Origin of the sequence: Allobosea sp., assembly GCF_035999205.1 — a bacterium.
Classification (GTDB): Bacteria; Pseudomonadota; Alphaproteobacteria; order Rhizobiales; family Beijerinckiaceae; genus Allobosea.
This window is the reverse complement of sequence record NZ_DASYHA010000026.1, coordinates 479,892-502,243: the sequence shown is the minus strand read 5'-3', so window position 1 is coordinate 502,243 and position 22,352 is coordinate 479,892. Positions and strand designations below refer to the sequence as shown.

The following is a 22,352-nucleotide window of genomic DNA, read 5'->3' as shown; positions in this document are numbered from 1 at the left end:
TCCGGCCCTTCACATGCTCGTCGCGACACTGGTTTCCGCCCATGGACAGGCCCTGCTCGACGACGGGCTGCTGAAACATCTTTCTGCCAGCCTGCCGGGAATCCTGCGCAGCGGGCGGCTCGATGGCGAGATCGCTGCCGACCTCTTCGCGGAAGCCGGCGATGCGCGCAAGCTCGAAGCGGATCTGCGCCAGCTGCTCGGAGCGGCGCCGATCGACATCATCGTCCAGCCGGCCGCGACACGGCGCAAGGCGCTGTTCCTGGCCGACATGGACTCGACCATGATCGGGCAGGAGTGCATCGACGAACTCGCCGCCTATGTCGGTCTGAAGGAAAAGGTCTCCGGGATCACCGAACGCGCGATGCGCGGCGAGATCGCCTTCGAGCCGGCGCTGCGCGAGCGCGTCGCGTTGCTCAAGGGCGTCCCGCTCGCTGTCGTCCACGAGATCATCGAGCAGCGCATCACGCTGACGCCGGGCGGCCGGGCGCTCGTCATGACGATGCGCGCAAACGGTGCCTATACCGCCCTCGTCTCCGGCGGCTTCACCGTCTTCACCGGCCCGATCAGCGCGACGATCGGCTTCGACGAGCATCGCTCCAACATCTTGCTGGCCGATGACGGCATCCTGCGCGGCGAAGTCGCCGATCCGATTCTCGGCAAGCAGGCCAAGCTCGATGCCCTGATCGAACTGCGCGCGCGCCGTGGCCTTGGCCTTGAGCAGACCCTGGCCGTCGGCGACGGCGCCAACGATCTCGCCATGCTCGGCGAAGCTGGACTCGGTGTCGCCTTCCGCGCCAAGCCGGCGGTCGCCGCCGCTGCCGATGCCCGGCTCGACCATGCCGACCTCACCGCCCTGCTCTACGCCCAGGGCTATGCGGGCTCCGAGATCGTCCGCTGATCCCGGCCTCATTGCATCGGCCTGCCCGAAAGCCGCGCAGCATTTTTCGGCCGATGCCTAGTCGACGATGAACAGCTTCGCGCCGGTCACGGTACTGGAGCGATGCGCCTCGGCGCCGTCAGCGACCTGATAGGACATGCCGGCCCTGAGCGGCATCACGCGCCCATCCTCCAGCGTCGTGTCCATCGCGCCTTCGAGGCACAGGATGATGTGGCCCTTGGAGCACCAGTGGTCGGCAACATAGCCCGGCGTGTACTCGACCATGCGAACCCGGATGCGGTTCTCCTCCGGCCCGAAATACTGTGTGCGCCAGATCGCTTCGCCCACCTCACCGGCATGCCGCTCCGCCGGTACCGTCGACCAGTCGGTGGTGACGAAGGCAATGTCGGTCAGTTTCATCTCGTCTCTCCGTCGCAGCCGCAGCGCCCCTGTCTCTCCAGGCGCGCGGCGGCCCATGCATATCGGTTGTTTGTCCGATCCGGACACGAAAAAGGGCGGCCCAGGATGGGCCGCCCTCGCATGACGAATGCCGAGACGAGGCTCAGTTCATCGAAACGGCGACGAAGCGAACCTCGCCCTGTGCGTTCGAGACCAGCAGCAGGGCCGACTTCTTGCCCTCCTTCTTGAGGGCATCGAGCCGCTTGGTCACATCCTCGGGCGAATTCACCGCCTCCTGGCCGATTTCGACGACCAGTTCGCCGACGAGCACGCGCTTGTCCGCGGCGTTAGAATTGGGATCGACCTTGGTGATGACCACGCCCTTGACGCCGTCCTTGATCGAATAGCGCTTCCGGAGTTCCTCGGTCTGTGGCGAGAATTCGAGGCCGAGCGCGGTGGTCACGGCTGGCTTGGCAGCTTCGGCTGGCGCCTTGACCGACGCGGGCTGGACCTTTTCGCCATCCTCGAGGCGGCCGAGCTTGACCGTCTTCACCTCTTCCTTGCCCTTGCGCATGATCGTGATCGGCACGTCCTTGCCGACCGGCGTCGCAGCCACGATGCGCGGCAGGTCGCGGGAATCCTTGACCTCCTTGCCGTCAAACTTGGTCACGACGTCGCCGACCTCGAGGCCGGCGGGCTTGGCCGGGCCCTTGTCGTCGATGCCGGCGACGAGGGCGCCGCGCGCCGTGCCGAGACCCAGGGCCTCGGCGGTGGCATCGTCGACGCTCTGGATCCGCACGCCGAGCCAGCCGCGGCGGGTCTCGCCGAACTCCTTGAGCTGGTCGACGATGTTGCTGGCAAGCGCCGACGGCACCGCGAAGCCGATGCCGACCGAGCCGCCCGTCGGCGACAGGATCGCGGTGTTGATGCCGATCACCTCGCCCGCCATGTTGAACAGCGGCCCACCCGAATTGCCCTTGTTTATGGCGGCGTCGGTCTGGATGTAGGTGTCGTACGGCCCCTGCTGGATGTCGCGGTTGCGCGCCGAGACGATGCCCGACGAGACCGAGCCGCCGAGGCCGAACGGGTTGCCGATCGCCATGACCGGATCGCCGATCCGCATCTTGTCGGAGTCGCCGAATTTGACCGCGGGCAACGGCTTGTCGTGCTTCACCCGCAGCACTGCGAGATCGACCTTCGCGTCCTTGCCGATCACCTCAGCCTTGAGGCGCAGGCCACTATTGAAGATCACCGTGATCTCGTTGGCGTCGCCGATGACGTGATTGTTGGTGACGACGATTCCTGAGGGATCGATGACGAAGCCGGAACCGGCCGACTGCGAACGGCGCTGCTGCGGCGGCTGGCCCTGACCCTGCTGGCCCTGGCCCTGCTGGCCTTGGCCGCGGCGGTTGAAAAACTCCTCGAACAGGTCGCCGAAGGGCGTGTCGGGGCCAAGCTGCGGCAGCTGCGGCAGGGTGCGGCCGCGCGTGTCGCTCGTCGTCACCGCCGCGATGTTGACCACGGCCGGCATCACCCGTTCGGCGAGATCGGCCAGCGAGACCCGGCCTTCGAGGACAGGCGCCGAGGCGGTCTGAGCGGGGGCGATGACCGGAGAGGCGAGAAGCGAAAGCGCCCCGACGCTCGCCACCAGCGCAGCCCGGCGCGCGCGTGACGCCAGGGAGGGCGAGGCGGAAGCCGGAGAGCCGAAAGCAGAGGCGAGATTATTTGCCATCAGTGTCCTCGTGAAAGAAAATTCGGGCGAGCCGCGCGGCGCGAGAACCCGACCTAGATTGAACCTCGAATTGCGGCGGAAGGTCGACACACGATCATGGCATCTAACACGATCGCGTGCACCTGCCGTGTCGTCAGCCGCGCACGAGCCAGACAAGCAACACGCCGAGCACCGCCGAGCCGAGGCCGATCAGCCTCATACGGTCGGGCGGTGTCTCGGCGGCGCTGCGAAGCGCGTCCTTGGCGAGGTTCGGCACCGCTGCGAACAGGATGCCTTCGATCGCGAAAACAAGGCCCAGCGCCGCGATGAAATCCCACATACGCGGCGCCTATGGCTGAATCAGGGCCGGGCCGGCGCCGGCGTCGCCGGCGTGGCTGGAGCCGCGTCGCGCCGGGGCGCATTCGGTCCGTTGAAGAACCGGAAGAACGGCGAATCGGGAGACAGCACCATCTTCGTATCGCCCGCCTTGATGCTGGCCTCATAGGCCTGCATCGAGCGGTAGAAGGTGAAAAACTCCTCGTCCTGCCCGAAGGCTTCGGCGAAGACGCGGTTGCGCTCGCCCTCGCCCTCGCCGCGGATCTCGTCGGAGCGGCGCTGCGCCTCGGCGACGATCACGGTCGACTCCCTGTCGGCCCGAGCCCGGACCTCCTGCGCCTGCTGGGCACCGAGCGCGCGAGCTTCGGCTGCCTCGCGCTGGCGTTCCGTCTGCATGCGCTGGAACACCGCCGCCGAGTTGGCCGCCGGCAGATCGACGCGTCGCAGCCGGACATCGACCACCGTCATGCCGAAGCGGGCGGCCTCGCGGTTCACCTCGTCGCGAATGCGGTTCATCAGCCGCGCACGGTCGTTGCGGACCATCGAGGTGAAGCTCGCATCGGCCAGCACCGAGCGGACATTGCCGTTCACGATCGAGGCAAGCTGCGAATTCGCGCGCGGGATGTTGTTGACCGCCTGGTAGAACTTCAGCGGATCGGAGATGCGATAGCGCGTGAAGGCATCGACCACCAGGCGCTTCTGGTCGGAGGCGATGATTTCCTGCGCCGGCAGGTCGAGATCGAGGATGCGGTTGTCGAGCAGGGTCACCTGCTCGAACGGCGCCGGCAGCTTGAAATAGAGGCCGGGCTCGGTGACGACGCTGCGCACGGCGCCGAAGCGCAGCACGAGAGCCGACTGCGTCTGCTGGACCACGAAGGTCATGGCGTAGAAGACGACGGCCGCGATGCCGAGGACGACGAGCAGGCCGATGCGGATGATGGCGCCGTTCATCGGACAGCTCCCGTCTGCGGGGCGCCCGGAACGGGACGCCTCTGCTGCAACTGGTCGAGCGGCAGATAGGGCACGACGCCCTGCCCTGTGCCCGAGCTATCGATGATCACCTTGTCGGTACCGCCCATCACGCGCTCCATCGTCTCGAGGAAGAGACGTTCGCGCGTCACGGCCGGGGCCCTCTTGTACTGCTGATAGACCGCGTTGAAGCGGCTCGCCTGTCCAAGCGCCTCGGCGACCGTCTGCTCCTTGAAGGCTTCGGCCGCCTGGACGAGCTGGGCCGCGCGACCGCGCGATTCCGGCACGACGCGGTTGGCGTAGGTCTGCGCCTCGTTGCGCAGGCGCTCCTGGTCGGCGCGTGCCGCCTGGACGTCGCGGAAGGCGTCGATGACCTGCTGCGGCGGATCGACCTTCTGCAGCTGCACCAGGCGGATCTGCACGCCCGCATTGTAGCTGTTGAGGGTCTCCTGCATGAGCTGGCGCACCTCGGTCTCGATTGCCGAGCGATCGGTCGTCAGCACGGGCTGGATGTTGCGCCGCCCGATGATCTCGCGCATCGCGCTCTCGGCGACGGCCTTCACAGTCCCCGGTGGATCCTGGATGTTGAAGACGTAGTTCTCCGGCGCCGCCGGATCGATCTGCCACTGCACGATCACGTCGATGTCGACGATGTTCTCGTCGCCGGTAAGCATCAGGCTTTCCTCGATCACGTCGGACTGGCGCGAGGCGCGCACGGATTCGACGGTCCGGAAGCCGACCTCAGTCGTGATGACGTTCGTCACCTGCGGCTTGATCACGCTGCCGATCGGATAAGGCCAGTTGTAGTTCAGGCCTTCGCCGGTCTTGCCGATGAACTTGCCGAAACGAAGATTGAGACCGACCTCGTTCGGACGGACGATGTACCAGCCCGTCAGGAGCCAGATCACGATCAGGGCGAGAATGCCGAAGATCAGCCCGCGGCTGCCGAGATTGCCGCCCGGCATCATGTCCCTCAGCCGGTCCTGGCTGCGGCGCAGAATGTCCTCCAGATCGGGCGGGCCGCTATTGCCGCCGCCGGAGCCACCGCCCCAGGGGCCGCCGCCACCGCCGCCGCCGCTTCCCCCGCGCTGGCCCCAGGGTCCGCCCCCGTTATTGCCACCGCCGCTCTGGTTGCTCCAAGGCATACTTGCGCCGTTCCCTTTCTCTGCCGACCAGCCCTGCAATAGGCGAATGGCGGTCGTTTGTCAGCGCCCACAGCCGGAGCGTGCTGGGCTGACTTGGGCATGGGCCATGGATTCGTCAACGACGCAAGGCCTTCAACATCAACGGAAAGCCGCTCAGACCCGGCGGCGAAACGTCGCGAAGGTAAACGGATGCTCGTCATCGGGGCCGGCGGGGTGGTTTTCGCGCGCCTCTGCGACGAAGGCCGAGGCGTCCCATTCGGGAAACAGGGCGTCGCCTTCGGGCGTCGCATGGACCTGCGTAAACTCGAGCCGGCCGGCCAGCGGCAGCGCCTGCCGATAGACCTCCGCGCCGCCCGCGACCGTCACGGAATCGGCGCCCAGGCCCAGGCCGAGCCGCTGCCCGGTCGCGAGTGCTTCCTCCAGCGAATGCGCCAGATGGACGCCATCGGGCCGGAAGCCGGGATCACGTGTCAGGACGATCGTCTCCCGGCCCGGCAAGGGCTTGCCGATCGAGAGGAAGGTCTTGCGCCCCATCAGTACCGGGCGTCCGATCGTCAGGCTGCGGAAATGGCGCAGATCGGTCTTGAGCCGCCAGATCAGCCGGTTGTCGTCGCCGATGACGCCGTTGTCGGCGATCGCCGCGATCACCACGACGGGAAGCTGCACCATCGCTCAGCCCCCTTCCGCAAGACGCTTCAACGCCTCGCCGTCGAGCCGCTTCACGGTCCATTCGTCCTGCGCCTTCGCACCGATCGACCGGTAGAACACGCGCGAGGGCTCGTTCCAGTTCAGCACCCACCAGGCGAGGCGCGGCAACCCCTCCGCAACGCAGCGCTTGGCAAGCGCCGCGATCAGCGCCTTGCCGATGCCCTTGCCGCGCAGATGCGGATGCACGAACAGATCCTCCAGCCAGATGCCGTGCCGGCCGCTGAAGGTCGAGTAGGTATAGAACCACACCGAGAAGCCGGCCGGCTCGCCATCCCATTCGGCGATGTCGCAGAATGCGCGCGGATTCGCGCCGAAGATCGCGTCGGCAATCTCGGCTTCGCTTGCGGTGACCTGATGCGCCAGCCGCTCGTATTCGGCGAGCGCCTTGATGAAATCGAGCACGAGCCCGGCCTCGTCCGGGCGAGCCGGGCGGATGGTGAGGCTCATACCGCGATCGGCGCCTTGATCGCCGGATGCGGGTCGTAGCCCTCGATCGTCACGTCCTCGAACTGGAAATCCTCCAACCGCGACACAGCCGGATTGAGCTTCAGTGTCGGCAGCGGCCGGAACTCGCGCGAAAGCTGCAGCTTCGCCTGGTCGAGATGGTTCACATAGAGATGCGTGTCGCCGAAGGAGTGGACGAACTCGCCGACGCCCAGACCCGTGACTTGAGCCACCATATGGGTCAGCAGCGCATAGCTCGCGATGTTGAATGGCACGCCGAGAAAGACATCGGCCGAGCGCTGATAGAGCTGGCAGGACAGCTTGCCGTCGGCGACGAAGAACTGAAACAGGCAATGGCAGGGGGCCAGCGCCATCTTCGGGATGTCGGCCGGGTTCCAGGCCGAGACGATCAGCCGGCGCGAATCGGGATTGCGCCTGATCTCGTTCACCAGCCAGGCGATCTGGTCGATCGTGCCCGACGAACCGTCCTCTGCCGGCGCGGGCCAGGACCGCCACTGCCGGCCGTACACCGGGCCGAGATCGCCGTTCTCGTCGGCCCACTCGTCCCAGATCGTGACGCCGTTCTCCTGCAGGTAGCGCACATTGGTGTCGCCCCGCAGGAACCAGATCAGCTCATGGATGATCGACTTCAGATGCAGCTTCTTGGTGGTGACGAGCGGGAAACCCTCGTTCAGGTCGAAGCGCATCTGGTGGCCGAACACGGCGAGCGTGCCCGTCCCGGTGCGGTCATCCTTGCGGACACCCTCGTCCAGGACGCGTCGAAGCAGGTCGTGATACTGGCGCATGAGCGAATCCCGGTCGAAACGGCGCCACCATAGCGATGGCGCTCCGCAATGGCGCGCCCGTCGCAAACGGCATCCCCCGTTTTCTTCTAACTGTCGGCCGCCCCGTTCCTGTCAGCATTCGGAACCGACCCAGCTGCCAATCGGTTGTTTGACGAACCCTTTCGCATCCTCCCGAGCAGGAGATCCTGTATGACGATCCGCACCGCCGCCCGCGCCCTGCTGCTATCGGCCCTGCTCGGCGCCCCTGCGAGCCTCCTCCACGCCCAGACCCAGCTACCGACCCCGATCCGTCCCGGCGAACCGGCGATCTCGCTGGACGATGCCCGGCGCATCGCCAAGGAGCACGGGCTCGTGCGCGTCGAGGAGATCAAGCTCGACGACGGAAAATGGGAGATCGAGGGCCGCGACAGCACGGGCGCAACCATCGAGATCGATCTCAACGCGACGGACGGGACGGTGATGAAGATGCAGAGGGATCGCCCCGCCTCCGCTGGAGCCAGGCCATGACCGAATCCACATGAGCGGATCGCTCTGGCGGCCTGCTTTGACTGGGCTGGCTTGGCGGACCCGCCATGGACCGGCACGTTCCGATCACGTGATCGGGAGCCGATGTGAATGATTGCGACAGCTCTCGCCACTCGGCCCGCCACAATCGTCGCGCCTCCTGCCACCTTCGCTGAAGCAGGAGGGGACAGTGAAACATATTGCTGTCTTTGCCGGAGCGGCCTGGCTGGCAACAGGTTTCGTTGGCGCCGACACCGCGCCGCCGGTCGCACCTGAATCGCCGCAGCATAAGGCGCGCAGCCACAGCGTCGTCGCCACCACCCAGGCCAAGGCCCCCCGGGTCTCGGAGGAATCCGCGCGCCAGATCGCCTGGCGCGCGGGCGTCGACCATATCGAGGAAATCGTGCTCTCAGGCGAGCTTTGGGAGGTCGCCGGGCGCGATCGTGCGGGGAATGAGAAGGCGCTCGACATCCACGCGCATGACGGCAGTGTCCTCGACTGAAAAAGAGGCGTACTCCGAAATAAGCCGGCGATGCATCCTTCCTCTCTTTCCCCGCGGCCACGCAGCCCCTATATTGACCGTGCCGTTCGCAAGATCGGCTATGGCGATAAACGAGCGTCGGAATAAGCTTTTCGGACCCGGGGGCGGTACCCGGCGCCTCCACCACAGCCCTGCGGCGCAAGCTTCGGGGCGGCCTGCGGGATCTTGGACCGCGGGCTGGCCAGGCCACTTCGTGGCAGGGTTGCGGCGGGGGCGAAATAGGATCGACGAGAGTGTAAAGGCCGTTCTTTTGCCCGGTATGGTTCCGCCGTTATAGGGCTAACGCATAGTTGCCAACGACAACAATGCTCGGGTTGCTGTCGCCGCGTAAGCGGTGCTGGTTCCCAAACCTAAGTCCTTCCGTTTAGCGACGTAAGGCGGGGCCCGGAGGCGCCTGGCAACAGAAGCCTCCACTTTTTTGATGGCCTGACCGGCAATGCGTCCGGATACTGAAAGTGGAAGCCCCGAGCCGATGTCAAAGGATGTTCTTCGCTACGATCTCATGGTGCAGGAGGCACTGAAGGGGGTCGTGCGCAAGATTCTGACCGAGGCTGGGCGGGATGGCCTGCCGGGCGATCATCACTTCTACATCACCTTCCGCACCGCGGCACCGGGCGTACGCGTTTCCCAGCGGCTGCGCGACAAGCATCCCGACGAGATGACGATCGTGCTCCAGCATCAGTTCTGGGATCTGAGCGTCAGCGAGCATGCCTTCGAGGTCGGGCTGTCCTTCTCGGGCGTCCCCGAGCGGCTGCTGATCCCCTTCGACGCGATCACGACCTTCTTCGATCCCTCCGTCCAGTTCGGGCTGAAATTCGAGACGCAGGACACCGCCGACAGCGCCTCCGCCAATGATCCGGCTCCCGGCACCAAGACCCGCGGGGCGGGTTCGGAACCGAGCGAGGCCCCGCCGGCGCCGGTCGCCCTGCCCGTCAAGGCCACATCCGCCGGCGTTCCCGCGATCAAGGGCAAGGGCGGGTCCAAGGCCGCCAAATCCGGCACCGACGAAGCCGGCACCGGCGAGCCGGAGGCCGCCCCCGGCGAAGACGGCGGCGGCGCACAGGTCGTCAGCCTCGATTCCTTCCGCAAGAAGACCTGACCCACCCGAAAAGCCCGACCGGCAAGAACCTCACCGGGCTTTTCCGGACGCGCATCGCCGCTGACGGCAGCCCCTCGAACGAGCAGGCCGCCCATGTCCGCGCACCAGACTTCCGAGCACCGCACCGAAACCGACTCCTTCGGCCCGATCGCCGTCCCCGCGGATCGCTATTGGGGCGCGCAAACGCAGCGCTCGCTGGAGAATTTCCGCATTGGCGGCGAGCGCGAACGCATGCCGCTGCCGCTCATCCATGCACTGGTCCTGGTCAAGAAGGCGGCGGCGCATGTCAATGCGCGGCTCGGCCTTATCGACCAGCGCGTCGCCGGAGCCATCGGGCATGCCGCAGACGAGGCGCTCGCCGGCAAGTTCGACGGCCATTTCCCGCTGGTGATCTGGCAGACCGGTTCGGGCACCCAGTCGAACATGAACGTCAACGAGGTGCTGGCCAACCGCGCCAATGAACTGCTCGGTGCCGGCCTCGGCGCCAAGAGCCCTGTCCACCCCAATGACCATGTCAACCGCGGCCAGTCCTCCAACGACTGCTTCCCGACCGCGATGCACATCGCTGCCGCGCTGCAGGTCTCTCGCTCCCTGCTGCCGGCGCTGCGCCTGCTCGAGAAGGCGCTTGCCGAGAAGGCCGAGGCCTTCAAGAACCTGGTCAAGATCGGGCGCACCCATCTGCAGGATGCCACGCCCGTCACGCTCGGCCAAGAGTTCTCCGGATATGCGATGCAGCTCCACCTCGGCATCGGCCGGATCGAGGCGTCGCTCGGGGGACTTCATGCGCTGGCGCAGGGCGGCACCGCCGTCGGCACCGGCCTCAACACCCATCCGGATTTCGCGGCCCTCTTCGCCAAGGAAGCTGCCGTTCTGACGGGGTTGCCCTTCCGCTCCGCCGAGAACAAATTCGAGGCGCTGGCGAGCCATGGCGCGCTCGCGGCCTCCCATGGCGCCCTCGCCGCCCTCGCTGCGGACCTCTTCAAGATCGCCAACGACATCCGCCTGATGGGCTCCGGGCCACGCTCGGGCCTCGGCGAGATCAGCCTGCCGGAGAACGAGCCCGGCTCCTCGATCATGCCCGGCAAGGTCAATCCAACCCAGGCCGAGGCGCTCACCATGGTCGCGACGCAGGTGATGGGGAACCAGACCACGATCGGCTTCGCCGCCAGCCAGGGACATTTCGAGCTCAACGTCTTCAAGCCGGTGATCGCGGCCGCCTTCCTGCAATCGGTCAGGCTGCTGGCCGATGCTGCCGAAAGTTTCCGCGTCAACTGCGTCGAGGGCATCGAGGCCAATGAGACGCAACTCCAGGAGCTCCTCTCGCGCTCGCTGATGCTGGTCACCGCGCTGGCTCCGGCGATCGGCTACGACCAGGCCGCCGGCATCGCCAAGGCGGCCCACCACAACGGCTCGACGCTGCGCGAGGAGGCCCTCCGCGCCGGCGTCGACGCCGCACTCTTCGATGCCACGGTCAGGCCCGAGCGCATGCTCGGCCCGGCCTGAATCGGACCAACACCATGGCCGAGATCATCAACCTCCGGCGCGCCCGCAAGCAGCGCGCCAGGCAGGATGCCGAGAATCAGGCGCAGCAGAACCGGATCAGCTTCGGCCGTAGCAAGGCCGAGCGCAGCCTGACCGAGGCTGAGCGCGACAAGGCCGCGCGCACGCTCGACGGCCATCGCCTGCCGGGCGAGGATGGCGAATCCAAACCGTGAGCGCAGAACGCAAGCGTTCGCTGACGATTGCCGGACACCGCACCAGCGTCTCGCTCGAGGAACCCTTCTGGGATGCCCTGAAGGAGATTGCCGCGGCCCAAGGGCTGACGGTCGCAGCGCTGATCGCAGCGGTCGATTCGGGGCGCGAGGCCGTCAACCTGTCCTCGGCGCTACGGCTGCACGTGCTGGCGCATTACCGGGCGAAGGCGGCCGGCGCGTAATCAAGGGCGGAATCAAGCCACAACCGCCGGCCCCGAAAACGATTCTCCGGCAGCCACTTGCGCCGCCCGCCTGAATCGATCTCGCAACGAGCTGAATCAGATTGCGAAGACGCCTCAGTTCGGCTGCGCCCCTCGTGACAAGGGCCGCGGCACGGGCTGGATGTCGATCGGCGGCGCCAGGGGCGGGGCCGGCTGCAGCACGGCGTCGGGGAAGTTCGCGCGCGGCGCACCGGGCAGGATCAGTGGCCCGGGCTGCTGTTGCTGCGTCGCCGCCCGCTCGGCCGCGGCGCGTTCGGCCGCCGCCCGCAAGCGCTCGGCCCGCTCTTCCGCCTCGATCCGGCGGCGCATCTCCTGCTCGATCCGCGCCTGCTCGACACGGCGCGCTTCCTCCGCCCGGCGCTCCTCGGCCAGCCGTCGCGCTTCCTCGGCACGCCTCGCCTCCTCGGCCCGCTTTTCTTCGGCAATGCGGCGCTCCTCGGCCCGCTTCTCTTCGGCGATGCGGCGCTCCTCCTCCGCCTTGAGGAACTCGGCGAGCCTGCGCTCGTTCTCCCGCGTCTCGCGCTCGGCCCGGAGCCTCCGCGAATGCGCGGCACGCTCGCGCGCATCCGCCTCGAAGGCCTCGACCCGCTCGATCTCGCGCGCCAGCGCCCGCGCCGCCACCATGTTCGAGAGCGCGTTCACATCCGCCTCGCGGCGCGGCGCCGAGAGCGGCCCGCGCCAGGCAATGCCGACCTGCGGCGCATCCGCCGGCCAGCCTTTGGGCAAGGGGCCGATCGGCCTCACGCCGAGCCGCAGATCGAGGTTCAGGGCGCGCAGGTCGACGATGCCGCTGGCTTCGCTGCGCAGGCCACCGCGCTCGAAACTCAGCGGCTGCAGCCGGATCAGGCCGCCCGCCAGCGTGAAGGGCACCGTGACGCTGCCCAACGCCCAGGAATCGCGTTCGAGGGCCTCGTGAAGACGTTGCTGCAGACGCGATGTATCGCTCTCGGAGGCATCCTCGCCGGTAGCTGCAATGACGCGCGCATAGGCGGCGGGGTCGAAGCGGCTGAGGCGTGCATCGGTGAAGGTCAGGCTGCCCGATCCGCCGAGCCCGGCAATCAGCCGCGCCGGGCTTTCTCCCGAACCGCCGGCCTCGAACTGCCCTGAAACCTTGCCACCGAGCGCACCGCCCGTCAGCGGGGCGAGATCAACCCGTTCGAGGCTGACGCGGCCGGCAAGCTGGGCGAGCCCCCCTTCGCGTCGGGTCGAAAAACGACCGCCGACGCGGCCGCCGCCATAGGCAGCCGTCAGGTCGTCGAGCCGCAACCCGTCCTGATCCGCGCGCAAGGTAAACCGCGCGTCGCGCAAGCTGACGCCTTCGGTCGCCAGGAGCGACCCCGCCTCGATTGCGAGCTGGAAGGCCGGCAATCCCGTTGGCGCGTTGAAGCGGGTCGTGGACCAGCTCGTAGCGCCGGAAGGCCCCGCGCCCAGGGCCGAGCCCAGCAGAGCGCGCAGATCGGTTCCCGGAACCGCGATGCGGCCGGTCAGCCCACCTTCGCGAGCAAAGGCGACGCTGCCGCGCGCCGAAGTACCGCCCAGATTGACCACGAGCTCATCGAACGAAACGCTCTCCGGCGTGAAACCGATACGGGCATGGGCATCGAGAAGCCCCTCCGGCAGCAGTCGAGATGCCCCCTCCGGCAGGATCTGGCCGACATCGTCGGCCTGGATCGCCAGCCGCGGCGACCGTGCCTCGTTCTCCAGCACGATGGAGAGGCCGGGCCCGGCTAACGTGCCGACAAGGCGCCCTGTTCCCTGCTCCAGGACCAGTTCGCCTGGGCCGGACTGTCGCGGCGCCGGCAGGCCGAGCGCCTGAAACGCCTGGCGCCGGTCCGCCAGCTCGAACCGCAGCTTCGCGCCGGTCCAGTGTCCTCCGCCATCGAGCCGCCCGGTCAGCGACAGGCGTCCTGCCTGTGCCGAGCCGTCGACAGTCAGCCCGGTATCTCCCGCCGGAGCACGCGTCAGCCGAAAGCCGGCGTCGAGCCGAGACAGCCCGTCGCCGACACGTCCGAGCACCTGTCTCGTCGCCTCGGGCAGAAGCGGCCCGGCCAGCGCGGCGATCGTCTCGAAGCGGGGTGCGCGGATGCGGCCGGAGATCTCGCCGCCCTCCGCCAGCAGCGCGCCCGAACCGGAGACGGCGACACCGCCGAATCCGTCGATACCCAGCCGACTCAGGCGCCAGTTCGTGCCCTCGCGGCGCAGATCGAGGCTGGCCGAGCCGGGCGGCGCATTGCGAAAGCGCGCGTTCGTCAGGCTCAGGTCGAGCGCGAGGTCGCGCGCGCCGAGCAGACCGGCGAAACTCTCCCCGGCCGGCAGGGTGTTGAGGTCGAAGCCGTGCAGGGCGGCCTTGGCGGCAAAGCGCTCCGCGGTAACGTCGCCGGAGAGTTCGAGCCGGACGCCGGAGGACCCGGTCATCATCAGTCGCTGCAGACCGATGCGCCCGCCATCCCAGGCGCCGATCGCTTCGGCATCGATCTGGCCGAGCCCTGCAACGAGGTCGGCCAGCGCCGGGTTCAAGCCCGCCCGGGCCAGAACGAGGCCGACCCGTCGCGAATCCGCAGCCTGAAGATTAAGCTTGCCCGCAACACCATTGGCGTCGACGGCGCCGCTCGCTCCGAGCAGTGCACCCGCAATCCGCACGGAAGCGGTGGCATCGGCAAGGCCCTGGCCATCCAGCCGCCCGCGCAAGCCGAAAGCGGAAAAATCCTCGCCGCGCCAGATCAACTGGTCGAGATCGAGCGAAATGTCGAAGTGACCGGGGAGCGTCTGCACGGCACGTTCGAAACCGGCCCGCTCGGCCAATGCTCCGGCCAGGGCATCGGCATCGAGCCGGCGTGCCCGCAGCGCCAGCGAGCCATTCCCCGTCGCCGGGAGATACTGCCCCTCGCCTTCCAGGCGCGCCGCGCCGCCGGCGATATCGAGCACCAGGCTCGCCAGGTCGAGTTGCCGGCTGCCGCCGCTGACCTTGCCCGACAGGGCGAGCGCCCCGCCCGGTGACAGCGTGAAGGCACCGTCGAGCCCGAGACCGATGCCGCCGCCAGCCGCAGCCGGCAGCAGGAAGTTGCCATCGAAGCTGAGCTGGAGGTCCTCGCCGGTGACGAACGCCTTTGCCCGCAGCCGGCCATCCGCCTCGAGCGCGCCGGTGGTGACGCGCAGCGACGAGCCCGCGACCTCGCCCTCGATCCGCCAGGGCCCGGACAGGCTTACGGCAGAGACCTCGGCCGCGATCGGCGCGATCGTCAGAGGCTCCTTGCCGGGCTCCCGCCAGACCAGCATCGAACGGCTGACGGCCAGACGGTCCAGGCTGGTCTGCACCGGCAGGCCGGCGCCGGTCTGCGTCGGCAGACGGATCGTGCCCGCCTCATCGAGCGCGACGGAGACGACCGCCCCTTCGGCTTTCGCCTCGGCGATGCGGAACTCGCCTCGCGCCAGGGCCGACAGCGCCAGCTCGACCGTCAGCGACTCGACAGCCGCCGTGCTCACCTCAGAGCTCCGGCCACCAAAGCGTACATCCTGCAGCGTCAACCTGGGCGACGGCAGAAGCCGCAGGCTGATACCGCCGGAAATGCTGGTCTCGACGCCGACTGCGGAAGCGAGCCGGGCTTCGAACTGGGGTCGGTAGCCGCGCCAGTCTACGAAGCCCGGCCCGATCAGGGCCGCGAGCAGCGCCAGCACCAGCAGGCCGGCCAGGACTGTCAGGGTTTCACGCAACGTCCCGCTTTATCCTCGTCATGTGGGTGTGTCGTGATCATGCCGCCAAGTCGCGGCGAGATCACGACATTTTCCAGGATCAGGCCAATCTCCACAGAGAACCGGTCGAGATCGGACGACCGGCCGGCCTTGCGCGACTACGGGACGAAGATCTTGCCGGGGTTGAGAATGTTCTGCGGGTCGAGCGCCCGCTTGAGTTGGCGCATCACGGCCAATGCCGGCGCGCCATGCTCGGCCTCGAGATACTTGCCCTTTTTCTGGCCGACGCCGTGCTCGCCCGTGCAGGTGCCGCCCATGGCCAGCGCGCGCTTGACGAGGCGATCGATGAAGGCTTCGGCCCGGGCCACCTCTTCCGGGTCGTTCAGGTCGACCAGCGGTTGCGTATGAAAATTGCCGTCGCCGACATGGCCGGCGATCGGGGCGATCAGCCCGCTCGCCTCGATGTCTCGCTTGGTTTCCTCGACGCAGTCCGCGAGCTGGGAAATCGGTACGCAGACATCGGTGGCAACCGAATTGACGGCCGGGCGCAGCGCCTTTGCCGCCCAGTAGGCGTCGTGGCGCGCCTGCCAGAGCTTGCTGCGGTCCTCGGCCTTGGTCGCCCATTCGAACGGCCCGCCACCGAACTCGGCCGCGATCTCGCCGAAGCGCTCGGACTGCTCCTTCACGCCGGCATCCGTGCCGTGGAACTCGACGAAGAGCATGACGGTCTCGGGCAGGCCGATCTTGGAATGAATGTTGACCCCGCGGATCATCACCTCGTCGAGCAGTTCAATGCGCGCCACCGGCAGGCCGGACTGGATGGTGATGATGGTGGCGTCGCACGCGGCCTTGACCGAGGGAAACGGGCAGATGCCGGCCGAGATCGCCTCGGGAATGCCGTGCAGCTTGAGCGTGATCTCGGTGATGATGCCAAGCGTGCCCTCGGAGCCGACGAGCAGCCGCGTCAGGTCGTAGCCGGCCGAGGTCTTGCGCGCCCGCGTCGAGGTCTTGACGATCGAGCCATCGGCCATGACCGCGGTCAGCGCGAGGACATTGTCCTTCATCGTGCCGTAGCGCACCGCATTGGTGCCGGAGGCGCGCGTGGCGGCCATGCCGCCGATCGAGGCATCGGCGCCGGGGTCGATCGGGAACATCAGACCCTGGTCGCGCAGATGCTCGTTCAGCTCCTTCCGCGTGACACCGGCCTGGACGACGCAGTCGAGATCCTCGGCATGGACGGCGACGATCTCCTTCATCTGGCTCATGTCGATGCAGACGCCGCCGAAGGGCGCATTCACATGGCCTTCCAGTGAGGTCCCCGTGCCGAAGGCGATGACCGGGACGCCATGCGCGGCGCAGAGCTTCACGATCTCGGAGACCTCCTGCGTGCTCTGCGGGAAGACAACGGCATCCGGCGGCTGGTTCGCGATCCAGGTCAGCGTGTGGCCATGCTGCTCGCGCACGGCCAGGCTCGTGACGAGCCTGTTGCCGAAGGAGGCCGCGAGCGCCTGCGTGACGGCTGCGACGGCTTGCGGCGACGGCGGCAGCTTTGCGGCGGATGCGGGGGTCTCATGCGAGGCGGCAGCAGGCAAACTCATTGTCAACATCCGGTTCTGGAGCTTAGACTTCGACCAGTCCGGTTTCATGATCGCTCACGATCCGGGCAGCAGCCTGACGCTAGATGGTTCAAACGTCGCCCAGCCGGGCTGACGGCTGGTGATTACGCAGTATGATAGACCATGCCGACACGCAAAGGGCAGCCGCAATGATGCGGTTTGGTAGCGACGACCATGCCCTGATCGCAGGAGTGACATCCGCGCCCATGTGGATTCGCGTACCATGTGGCTTTGAGTAAGGGAGGCGGCCATGAAAGATGAGATCCGCGCCCCGGCGCTGTTTTTTGCGCCCTTCGTCTCGTCGGCGATGCGGGTCGAACCCCAGTGGATCGACTATAACGGCCATCTCAACATGGCCTATTACCATGTGCTGTTCGACCGCGCCGTGGACGAGGTGTTCTCGCTGGTCGGGCTGAACCAGGACTATGTCGATGCGCGCCACGCCTCGACCTTCGCGGCAGAATGCCACATCCTCTACAAGCGTGAGCTGACCGAGAGCGACCTGGTCAGGATCACGGCCCAGCTCATCGCCTTCGACGACAAGCGGCTGCACTACTACCTCGAAATGCGCCACGCGTCCGAGGGCTGGCTCGCTGCGACCAGCGAGAACCTCTCGCTTCACGTCGACCTGACCAACCGCAAGGTCCACCCCTTCCCCGCCGACATCCTCGCCAATCTCGCCCTGATGAAGGCGGCCCACAGCATGATGCCGCTGCCCGCGACGATCGGCCGGATAATCGGCATGCCGCAGAAGACCGCGATTACCGTCGAGGGCATGACCGGCGAGCGCGAGACCGAAACCGAAACCCGGCACTGACGCAAACCCGCGCGGTCGAGCGCGGGACAGGCGCCGCTGATCAGTCGTGATCGGGAATCCGCAGCACATGGCCACATGCCTTGCAGTGCACGGCATCGGGTTCATGGCGTTGCAGCGCGCATTGCGGACAGGGAAACGTCACCTTCGTCGGCCGAAACACCGCCTGCGCCAGCCTTACGAACAGCGTGATGCCGACGATCATCACCACGATCGAGATCAGCTTGCCGGCGACGCCCGGCAGGACGATGTCGCCGAAACCGGTCGTCGTCATCGTCGCGACCGTGAAATAGAAGGCATCGACATAGCCTTCGAGTCCTGGCCGGTCAGCGAAGAAGAAGCTGTAGATGAAGCCGGTGACGACGAAGAGGAACGTCGTGAGGTTGAATACCGCCTTTGCCGCATCCTCCCATGCCCGTAGCCGCGTCTCGCGCAGTTCGGCCCAGATCCAGCCGCGCTGCGACAGCGACCACAGCCGGAGAATGCGCAGGAAGCCGAAATTCTCCAGCGTCTCTGGCGCCAGTAGCGTCGCAAGGATGAAGAAGTCGAGCAGCATGGTCGGCTGGCGCAGCAGCCGCGGCACATTGGACGACCCAAGCATGCGGGCGGCGATCTCGATCAGGAGGATCGCCGCGATCGAGTAGTCGATCCACAGAAAGGTCGGCCGGTCGCGGATCATCGGCGACACGATGAAGAACGCGATAATCAGGAGATCGATGATCGCCGCGGCAGCTTGGAACCGCAGGGCGAGCGGCGAGCGGCCGTGAAAGAGCTGACGCAGCCGGTCGCGCAGGCCTCCGCCTTCGGGCTGCGCGTCCGTATTGGCCTCTTGGCTCATTCACCGGCGCTAGCATGAAGCCGCGCGCAGCGTCCAGCATGGCAGATGCGTCGCCGTGCTCAGGCGGCGCGACGCAGCTTCGCCAGGGTGGCATATCCGCGATGAAGCGAGACCGTATCTGCCCTCGCGCCCGCGGCTTGCGCGGCGTCATCCAGCGCGGCTGCGAGATCGGCACGCGGCGTGACGTGGAACAGCGCCAGCCATCGGTTCAGCACCGCCCGGAAGGGGGCCGGCAGGTCCCGCTGGTCACCGAAATCGACGATGTGCAATTCCCCGCCCGGCGACAGCCGCCGCACAGCTTCCCCGACCACCCCGCGCCAGGGCGGGATCATCGAGAGCGCATAGGAGATCACGATCCGGTCGAAGCCCGGCTGGCCGAACAGCGCTTGCGGATCGAACGCCGTCGCGTCGGCCTGCCTCAGCACGATACGGTCGGACATGCGCGCGCGCTCGACTGACTGCCGCGCCGTCGTCAGCATCTCGCTGGAAACGTCGAGTCCATAGCAGGCGCAAGCCGGGTAGGCCCGCGCGATCGCGATCAGGTTGCGCCCCGTGCCGCAGCCGATCTCCAGCACGGTTCCGCCCGGTGGGGGGGTGAGCCCGGCGATCAGTTGATCGCGCCCGAGCAGGTAGAACTTGCGGCTGGCATCGTAGATGTGGCGCTGATGGCGATACATCGCATCCATCAGCCCGGCCGCGCCGCGCTCGGGCGCCGCCGCGCTCACGCCGCGGCCTCCGGCAGCACATAGAGATGGAAACCGCCATAGATCGCGGAGCGGTCGCGCGCGCAAAGCGCCCGACTCTGCGCCTCGTCATAGCGCCATTGGTCAAGGATTTCGGCCGGGACGCGACCCGGCAGCAGGCGTTCGTCGGCCGCCGTGCGGAAGATGACGCGCGCTCCCGATCTCGCCGTGCGGGTGATCTGCGTCCACAGCGCTGTCAGATCCGCATCGTTCATCCAGTCCTGCGCGTCGAGCAGCACAAAGGCGTCGCAGCTCTTGGCGGGCTGTGCCTCGAGGAAGACCGTGACCGCGCTCTGGTGATAGGAGACGCGGCCCGCACGAGCCCTCACCCGCTCGAAATGCTCGCGCTGCAGATAAGGCGGCAGCGCCGCCTCGGCTCCAGGCTCGTACCCGCGGCCGAAGGCTTGCCGCGCGAAGTAGTTGGCCTTGAGATCGAAGCCGCAGGCGAGCCGCTCCAGCCTGTCGCGCAACGCGCCGCGGATGCCGTCCGAACCGTCGGCGGCGAGGGCCTTGTATTGCGCCGGCGGGATGCCGAGCCCGTAGAGTGAGGCCGGCTGACGGATCAGCCAGCGCACGAAGGGCTTGTCGAAGACCGGAGCGAGATGCCGCTCGAACAGCACGCGCTGCTCGGCCATGTCGCGGGCCTCCAGCATCTTGCGGGGATCGCAGCCCAGCGCCCGGCCGAGCAGATGACCGGCGCCGATGAAGCGTCCGAGCAGCCCGAAGCGGTAGACGTTGCGTGCGAACATGCCGATGCGGCGACGCCCGTCGAGTCCCCGGCCTTCCCAGTAGCCACGCGAGACCGCATCGAGATGCGGCGCGATCTCGCGGTTGTAGTACGCGACGTTGGCCGGAGTCTGCGCCTGTCCGAAGAAGCGCAGGAACTCGTCATGCCGCGTCATGCGCGCAAGCGCCGCGAGCTTCAGCCGGCCGAGCGCGATATGGGCGCCGTTGAGGTCGATCGCGCTGATCTTCGCCGGGTCTGCCGTGAGATAGGACAGCACGTTGCAGGAACCCGACGCGATCGCGACGACATGGTCGTCGGGCCGCAACCGCAACGCCTCCATGTCGACGACGGGGTCTTCCCAGATCTGCGGATAGACCAGCCCCGAGAAGGCCAGCGTGAACATACGCTCCAGGAGCCCCGCCTTCGAGAGGGGCTTGCTGCGATGGACCGCGGTGGTCAGGCCCATCGTCGTCGTGCGGCGGACCGTGCGTGCCGTCTGCGTCAGCTGCTGCGTCACCTTGGCCCTCGCCCGCCATTTGCGATGGCGAGCCGACTAGTGGAGTCGCGTGACGGTTGGGTGACGCCCGCGCCTCAGCCCGCTACTGCGCCGTGACGCCGGCCGCCTTGATTACAGGCGTCCATTTGTCGACCTCGGCGCGGACATGGGCTCCGAGCGCGGCCGGGCTCTGGCCGGCATCGTCGGGAATGACGCAGCCGAGCTCGAGCAGCCGGGCCTTCACGCCCGGATCCGCCAGCGCAGCGCGGCCCGCGGCGTTGAGCTTGTCGACGATCTCCTTCGGCGTGTCCTTCGGCGCGAAGATGGCGTTCCAGCCGACGGCCTGGAATTCCGGAAGGCCGCCCTCCTGGCTCGTCGGCACCTCCTTGGCCACGTCGAGCCGCGTCGGCGTAGCGACGACATAGGTCTTGAGGTTGGTCAGTTGCGGCACGATGCCGACGGTCTGGTCGCAGACATAGTCGAGCTGCTTGGCGAGCAGCGCATTCATCGCCGGGCCCGAGCCGCGGAACGGCACCTGCTGGACCGGTGCCTTGATCAGATGGTGGAAGAACACGCAAGTCAGGTGAGAAGTCGAGCCGATGCCGCCATGGCCCCAGTTGTACTTCGACGGATCGGCCTTCAGCAGCGCAACGAGTTCCTGCAGCGTGTTGGCCGGGAAATCCTTATGCGCCGAGATCAGCATCGGCGTGCCGGCCGTGTTGATGACCGGTGCGAAATCGGTGCGCGGATCGTAGGCGAGGTTGGGATAGAGCCCAACCGAGGCCGAATGCGTACCGAGATTGCCCATCATCACCGTGTAGCCGTCGGGCGTCGCGCGTGCGACGCGCAGCGAGCCGGTGGTCCCGCCGGCGCCGGCGACATTCTCGACCACGATCGACTGCCCGAGCGTGCGGGACATGTGGTCGGAGACAATCCGCGCGATCACGTCGGTCGGCCCACCGGCGGCGAAGGGCACGATCATGGTGAGCGGACGCGAGGGATAGCTCTGTGCGGCAACCGGAGTTGCGGCCACGGCCAAGCCGGACATGGCAAAGGCGGCCCCGAGAGCCTGGATCAGACGACGCATCGATTTCCTCCGTTTCGGTTTGCCGCGTTGATCGCGGTCTTCGACAGTTGAAGCCCCTACATGTGCCGCAGCCCCACGCTCTCGATCAGCGGCAGCAATTCGTCGCGCGCCCGGATGCGGTGCCGACGTGCAGCCTCGCGAGCGAGCCCGGAGAGCCCCCGCCGGATCGCATCGCTGGTGGCGCGGTGCTCGGCTTCGGACGACGGCAGGCGCGGCCGGAGCCGCAGCGTCAGCATGCGGGCGCGGTGTGATTGGTCGTTCACCGTCTGGATGATGCGCAGGAAGCGGCTGTTGCCGCAGCGCTCGACCAGGAGGCGATGGAAAGTCTCGTCGGCGCGGCCCCAGCCATCGAGATCGCCGGTCGCCAGCGCCCGGCCCATCGCATCCGTCGCGCGGTCGAGTTCATCCGCCAATGCGATGCGGGCGGGCTCCGGCATTCTGGCCGAGAGCTCCGCCGCCCCCGCCTCGATCGCGATGAGGACCTCATAGATTTCGGCGATGTCCTGCGGCGCCAAGGCGCAGATCAGGATGCCGCGCTTCGGCAGGATACGGACGAGGCCCTCCTCCTGCAGGCGCAGCGCCGCCTCGTGCACCGGCGTCCGGCTGACGCCGAGCCGCAGCGCCAGCTCGCCCGCCGAGGCCTGATAGCCCGGCGCGAAGACGCTCTCCCGGATCGCCTGCTTCAGGGCTGCGTAGGCGCTGTCGACGAGGCTCGTACCCCGCTCGCTCGCCTGCTCGATTGCCTTGCTCCGCGCCGCCATTGGCACCTCCGACGCTGACACTACCAACTTCCATGGAAGCTGCAATGGATTCTTGACTTGCAGAGA

The 22,352-nt window shown here is 67.4% G+C and carries 23 protein-coding genes and 1 other RNA gene; 9 read left to right on the top strand and 15 right to left on the bottom strand.

Going from position 1 to position 22,352, the window contains the following annotated elements:
- Positions 1-13 precede the first annotated feature (13 nt).
- A complete protein-coding gene (gene serB / locus VGN82_RS24310) occupies positions 14-898 on the top strand; it encodes a phosphoserine phosphatase SerB (protein WP_327529647.1) in 885 nt (294 codons plus the stop codon).
- A 57-nt stretch (positions 899-955) separates the two neighbouring features.
- On the opposite strand, the gene VGN82_RS24305 is transcribed toward serB, so the two are convergent.
- The 8 genes from VGN82_RS24305 to VGN82_RS24270 all read right to left on the bottom strand — a co-directional run bounded on the left by VGN82_RS24305 (position 956) and on the right by VGN82_RS24270 (position 7,395).
- Positions 956-1,297 (bottom strand): DHCW motif cupin fold protein, encoded by a 342-nt coding sequence (locus VGN82_RS24305; protein WP_327529646.1) that lies wholly within the window; start codon positions 1,295-1,297, stop codon positions 956-958.
- Between the two features lie 142 nt (positions 1,298-1,439).
- On the bottom strand, positions 1,440-3,008 hold the full coding sequence (locus VGN82_RS24300; RefSeq protein ID WP_327529645.1) for a Do family serine endopeptidase: 1,569 nt from the start codon (positions 3,006-3,008) through the stop codon (positions 1,440-1,442).
- A gap of 133 nt (positions 3,009-3,141) precedes the next feature.
- Positions 3,142-3,327 (bottom strand): DUF2065 domain-containing protein, encoded by a 186-nt coding sequence (locus tag VGN82_RS24295; RefSeq protein WP_327529644.1) that lies wholly within the window; start codon positions 3,325-3,327, stop codon positions 3,142-3,144.
- A gap of 20 nt (positions 3,328-3,347) precedes the next feature.
- Positions 3,348-4,274 (bottom strand): protease modulator HflC, encoded by a 927-nt coding sequence (gene hflC / locus VGN82_RS24290; protein WP_327529643.1) that lies wholly within the window; start codon positions 4,272-4,274, stop codon positions 3,348-3,350.
- Positions 4,271-5,437: an FtsH protease activity modulator HflK gene (gene hflK, locus VGN82_RS24285; RefSeq protein ID WP_327529642.1), complete on the bottom strand. Its 1,167-nt coding sequence runs from the start codon at positions 5,435-5,437 to the stop codon at positions 4,271-4,273. The genes hflC and hflK overlap by 4 nt, the downstream gene beginning before the upstream one ends.
- 153 nt (positions 5,438-5,590) lie before the next feature.
- On the bottom strand, positions 5,591-6,106 hold the full coding sequence (locus VGN82_RS24280) for a dihydrofolate reductase (RefSeq protein WP_327529641.1): 516 nt from the start codon (positions 6,104-6,106) through the stop codon (positions 5,591-5,593).
- A 3-nt stretch (positions 6,107-6,109) separates the two neighbouring features.
- Positions 6,110-6,592, bottom strand: coding sequence for a GNAT family N-acetyltransferase (locus tag VGN82_RS24275; RefSeq protein WP_327529640.1), 483 nt, complete (start codon positions 6,590-6,592; stop codon positions 6,110-6,112).
- Positions 6,589-7,395, bottom strand: a complete 807-nt coding sequence (locus VGN82_RS24270; protein WP_327529639.1) for a thymidylate synthase — start codon at positions 7,393-7,395, stop codon at positions 6,589-6,591. Before VGN82_RS24270 ends, VGN82_RS24275 begins: the two co-directional genes overlap by 4 nt.
- 189 nt (positions 7,396-7,584) lie before the next feature.
- Here VGN82_RS24270 and VGN82_RS24265 point away from each other — a divergent pair, with 189 nt between their 5' ends.
- The 7 genes from VGN82_RS24265 (at position 7,585) to VGN82_RS24235 (ending at position 11,475) form a co-directional block, all read left to right on the top strand.
- Positions 7,585-7,902 (top strand): PepSY domain-containing protein, encoded by a 318-nt coding sequence (locus tag VGN82_RS24265; protein ID WP_327529638.1) that lies wholly within the window; start codon positions 7,585-7,587, stop codon positions 7,900-7,902.
- Positions 7,903-8,089: 187 nt separating this feature from the next.
- Positions 8,090-8,401, top strand: a complete 312-nt coding sequence (locus VGN82_RS24260) for a hypothetical protein (RefSeq protein ID WP_327529637.1) — start codon at positions 8,090-8,092, stop codon at positions 8,399-8,401.
- A gap of 42 nt (positions 8,402-8,443) precedes the next feature.
- Positions 8,444-8,855, top strand: a transfer-messenger RNA (tmRNA) gene (gene ssrA, locus VGN82_RS24255).
- Between the two features lie 57 nt (positions 8,856-8,912).
- Positions 8,913-9,539, top strand: coding sequence for an SspB family protein (locus tag VGN82_RS24250; RefSeq protein ID WP_327529636.1), 627 nt, complete (start codon positions 8,913-8,915; stop codon positions 9,537-9,539).
- Between the two features lie 93 nt (positions 9,540-9,632).
- A complete protein-coding gene (gene fumC / locus VGN82_RS24245) occupies positions 9,633-11,042 on the top strand; it encodes a class II fumarate hydratase (RefSeq protein WP_327529635.1) in 1,410 nt (469 codons plus the stop codon).
- Between the two features lie 14 nt (positions 11,043-11,056).
- Positions 11,057-11,254, top strand: a complete 198-nt coding sequence (locus tag VGN82_RS24240; protein ID WP_327529634.1) for a DUF4169 family protein — start codon at positions 11,057-11,059, stop codon at positions 11,252-11,254.
- A complete protein-coding gene (locus VGN82_RS24235) occupies positions 11,251-11,475 on the top strand; it encodes a ribbon-helix-helix domain-containing protein (protein ID WP_327529633.1) in 225 nt (74 codons plus the stop codon). Before VGN82_RS24240 ends, VGN82_RS24235 begins: the two co-directional genes overlap by 4 nt.
- Before the next feature lie 114 nt (positions 11,476-11,589).
- Here the strand turns inward: VGN82_RS24235 and VGN82_RS24230 are convergent, their stop codons facing one another.
- Complete coding sequence (locus tag VGN82_RS24230; protein WP_327529632.1) at positions 11,590-15,225, bottom strand: AsmA family protein; 3,636 nt, start codon at positions 15,223-15,225, stop codon at positions 11,590-11,592.
- Positions 15,226-15,362: 137 nt separating this feature from the next.
- The gene (locus VGN82_RS24225; RefSeq protein ID WP_327529631.1) at positions 15,363-16,802 is read right to left on the bottom strand and encodes an FAD-binding oxidoreductase; all 1,440 of its coding nucleotides are present in this window, start codon (positions 16,800-16,802) and stop codon (positions 15,363-15,365) included.
- Positions 16,803-17,070: 268 nt separating this feature from the next.
- Here VGN82_RS24225 and VGN82_RS24220 point away from each other — a divergent pair, with 268 nt between their 5' ends.
- Positions 17,071-17,637 carry a thioesterase family protein gene (locus tag VGN82_RS24220; RefSeq protein WP_327529630.1) on the top strand — a complete coding sequence of 189 codons (567 nt, stop codon included), beginning with the start codon at positions 17,071-17,073 and terminating at the stop codon, positions 17,635-17,637.
- Between the two features lie 40 nt (positions 17,638-17,677).
- On the opposite strand, the gene VGN82_RS24215 is transcribed toward VGN82_RS24220, so the two are convergent.
- The 5 genes from VGN82_RS24215 to VGN82_RS24195 form a co-directional block, all read right to left on the bottom strand.
- Complete coding sequence (locus VGN82_RS24215) at positions 17,678-18,472, bottom strand: potassium channel family protein (protein WP_327529629.1); 795 nt, start codon at positions 18,470-18,472, stop codon at positions 17,678-17,680.
- A gap of 59 nt (positions 18,473-18,531) precedes the next feature.
- Positions 18,532-19,149 (bottom strand): class I SAM-dependent methyltransferase, encoded by a 618-nt coding sequence (locus VGN82_RS24210; RefSeq protein ID WP_327529948.1) that lies wholly within the window; start codon positions 19,147-19,149, stop codon positions 18,532-18,534.
- A gap of 44 nt (positions 19,150-19,193) precedes the next feature.
- Positions 19,194-20,447 (bottom strand): BtaA family protein, encoded by a 1,254-nt coding sequence (locus VGN82_RS24205; RefSeq protein WP_414644398.1) that lies wholly within the window; start codon positions 20,445-20,447, stop codon positions 19,194-19,196.
- Positions 20,448-20,541: 94 nt separating this feature from the next.
- Entirely contained in the window at positions 20,542-21,525 is a 984-nt protein-coding gene (locus tag VGN82_RS24200; RefSeq protein ID WP_327529628.1) for a tripartite tricarboxylate transporter substrate-binding protein, read from the bottom strand.
- Positions 21,526-21,581: 56 nt separating this feature from the next.
- Positions 21,582-22,286 carry a GntR family transcriptional regulator gene (locus tag VGN82_RS24195; protein WP_327529627.1) on the bottom strand — a complete coding sequence of 235 codons (705 nt, stop codon included), beginning with the start codon at positions 22,284-22,286 and terminating at the stop codon, positions 21,582-21,584.
- Positions 22,287-22,352 lie beyond the last annotated feature (66 nt).

Bases quoted from the DNA above. Each gene is read 5' to 3' on its own strand.
- serB (WP_327529647.1), top strand. From the start codon at position 14: ATGCTCGTCGCGACACTGGTTTCCGCCCATGGACAGGCCCTGCTCGAC.
- VGN82_RS24305 (WP_327529646.1), bottom strand. From the start codon at position 1,297: ATGAAACTGACCGACATTGCCTTCGTCACCACCGACTGGTCGACGGTA.
- VGN82_RS24300 (WP_327529645.1), bottom strand. From the start codon at position 3,008: ATGGCAAATAATCTCGCCTCTGCTTTCGGCTCTCCGGCTTCCGCCTCG.
- VGN82_RS24295 (WP_327529644.1), bottom strand. From the start codon at position 3,327: ATGTGGGATTTCATCGCGGCGCTGGGCCTTGTTTTCGCGATCGAAGGC.
- hflC (WP_327529643.1), bottom strand. From the start codon at position 4,274: ATGAACGGCGCCATCATCCGCATCGGCCTGCTCGTCGTCCTCGGCATC.
- hflK (WP_327529642.1), bottom strand. From the start codon at position 5,437: ATGCCTTGGAGCAACCAGAGCGGCGGTGGCAATAACGGGGGCGGACCC.
- VGN82_RS24280 (WP_327529641.1), bottom strand. From the start codon at position 6,106: ATGGTGCAGCTTCCCGTCGTGGTGATCGCGGCGATCGCCGACAACGGC.
- VGN82_RS24275 (WP_327529640.1), bottom strand. From the start codon at position 6,592: ATGAGCCTCACCATCCGCCCGGCTCGCCCGGACGAGGCCGGGCTCGTG.
- VGN82_RS24270 (WP_327529639.1), bottom strand. From the start codon at position 7,395: ATGCGCCAGTATCACGACCTGCTTCGACGCGTCCTGGACGAGGGTGTC.
- VGN82_RS24265 (WP_327529638.1), top strand. From the start codon at position 7,585: ATGACGATCCGCACCGCCGCCCGCGCCCTGCTGCTATCGGCCCTGCTC.
- VGN82_RS24250 (WP_327529636.1), top strand. From the start codon at position 8,913: ATGTCAAAGGATGTTCTTCGCTACGATCTCATGGTGCAGGAGGCACTG.
- fumC (WP_327529635.1), top strand. From the start codon at position 9,633: ATGTCCGCGCACCAGACTTCCGAGCACCGCACCGAAACCGACTCCTTC.
- VGN82_RS24240 (WP_327529634.1), top strand. From the start codon at position 11,057: ATGGCCGAGATCATCAACCTCCGGCGCGCCCGCAAGCAGCGCGCCAGG.
- VGN82_RS24225 (WP_327529631.1), bottom strand. From the start codon at position 16,802: ATGAGTTTGCCTGCTGCCGCCTCGCATGAGACCCCCGCATCCGCCGCA.
- VGN82_RS24220 (WP_327529630.1), top strand. From the start codon at position 17,071: ATGAAAGATGAGATCCGCGCCCCGGCGCTGTTTTTTGCGCCCTTCGTC.
- VGN82_RS24215 (WP_327529629.1), bottom strand. From the start codon at position 18,472: ATGAGCCAAGAGGCCAATACGGACGCGCAGCCCGAAGGCGGAGGCCTG.
- VGN82_RS24210 (WP_327529948.1), bottom strand. From the start codon at position 19,149: ATGTATCGCCATCAGCGCCACATCTACGATGCCAGCCGCAAGTTCTAC.
- VGN82_RS24200 (WP_327529628.1), bottom strand. From the start codon at position 21,525: ATGCGTCGTCTGATCCAGGCTCTCGGGGCCGCCTTTGCCATGTCCGGC.
- VGN82_RS24195 (WP_327529627.1), bottom strand. From the start codon at position 22,286: ATGGCGGCGCGGAGCAAGGCAATCGAGCAGGCGAGCGAGCGGGGTACG.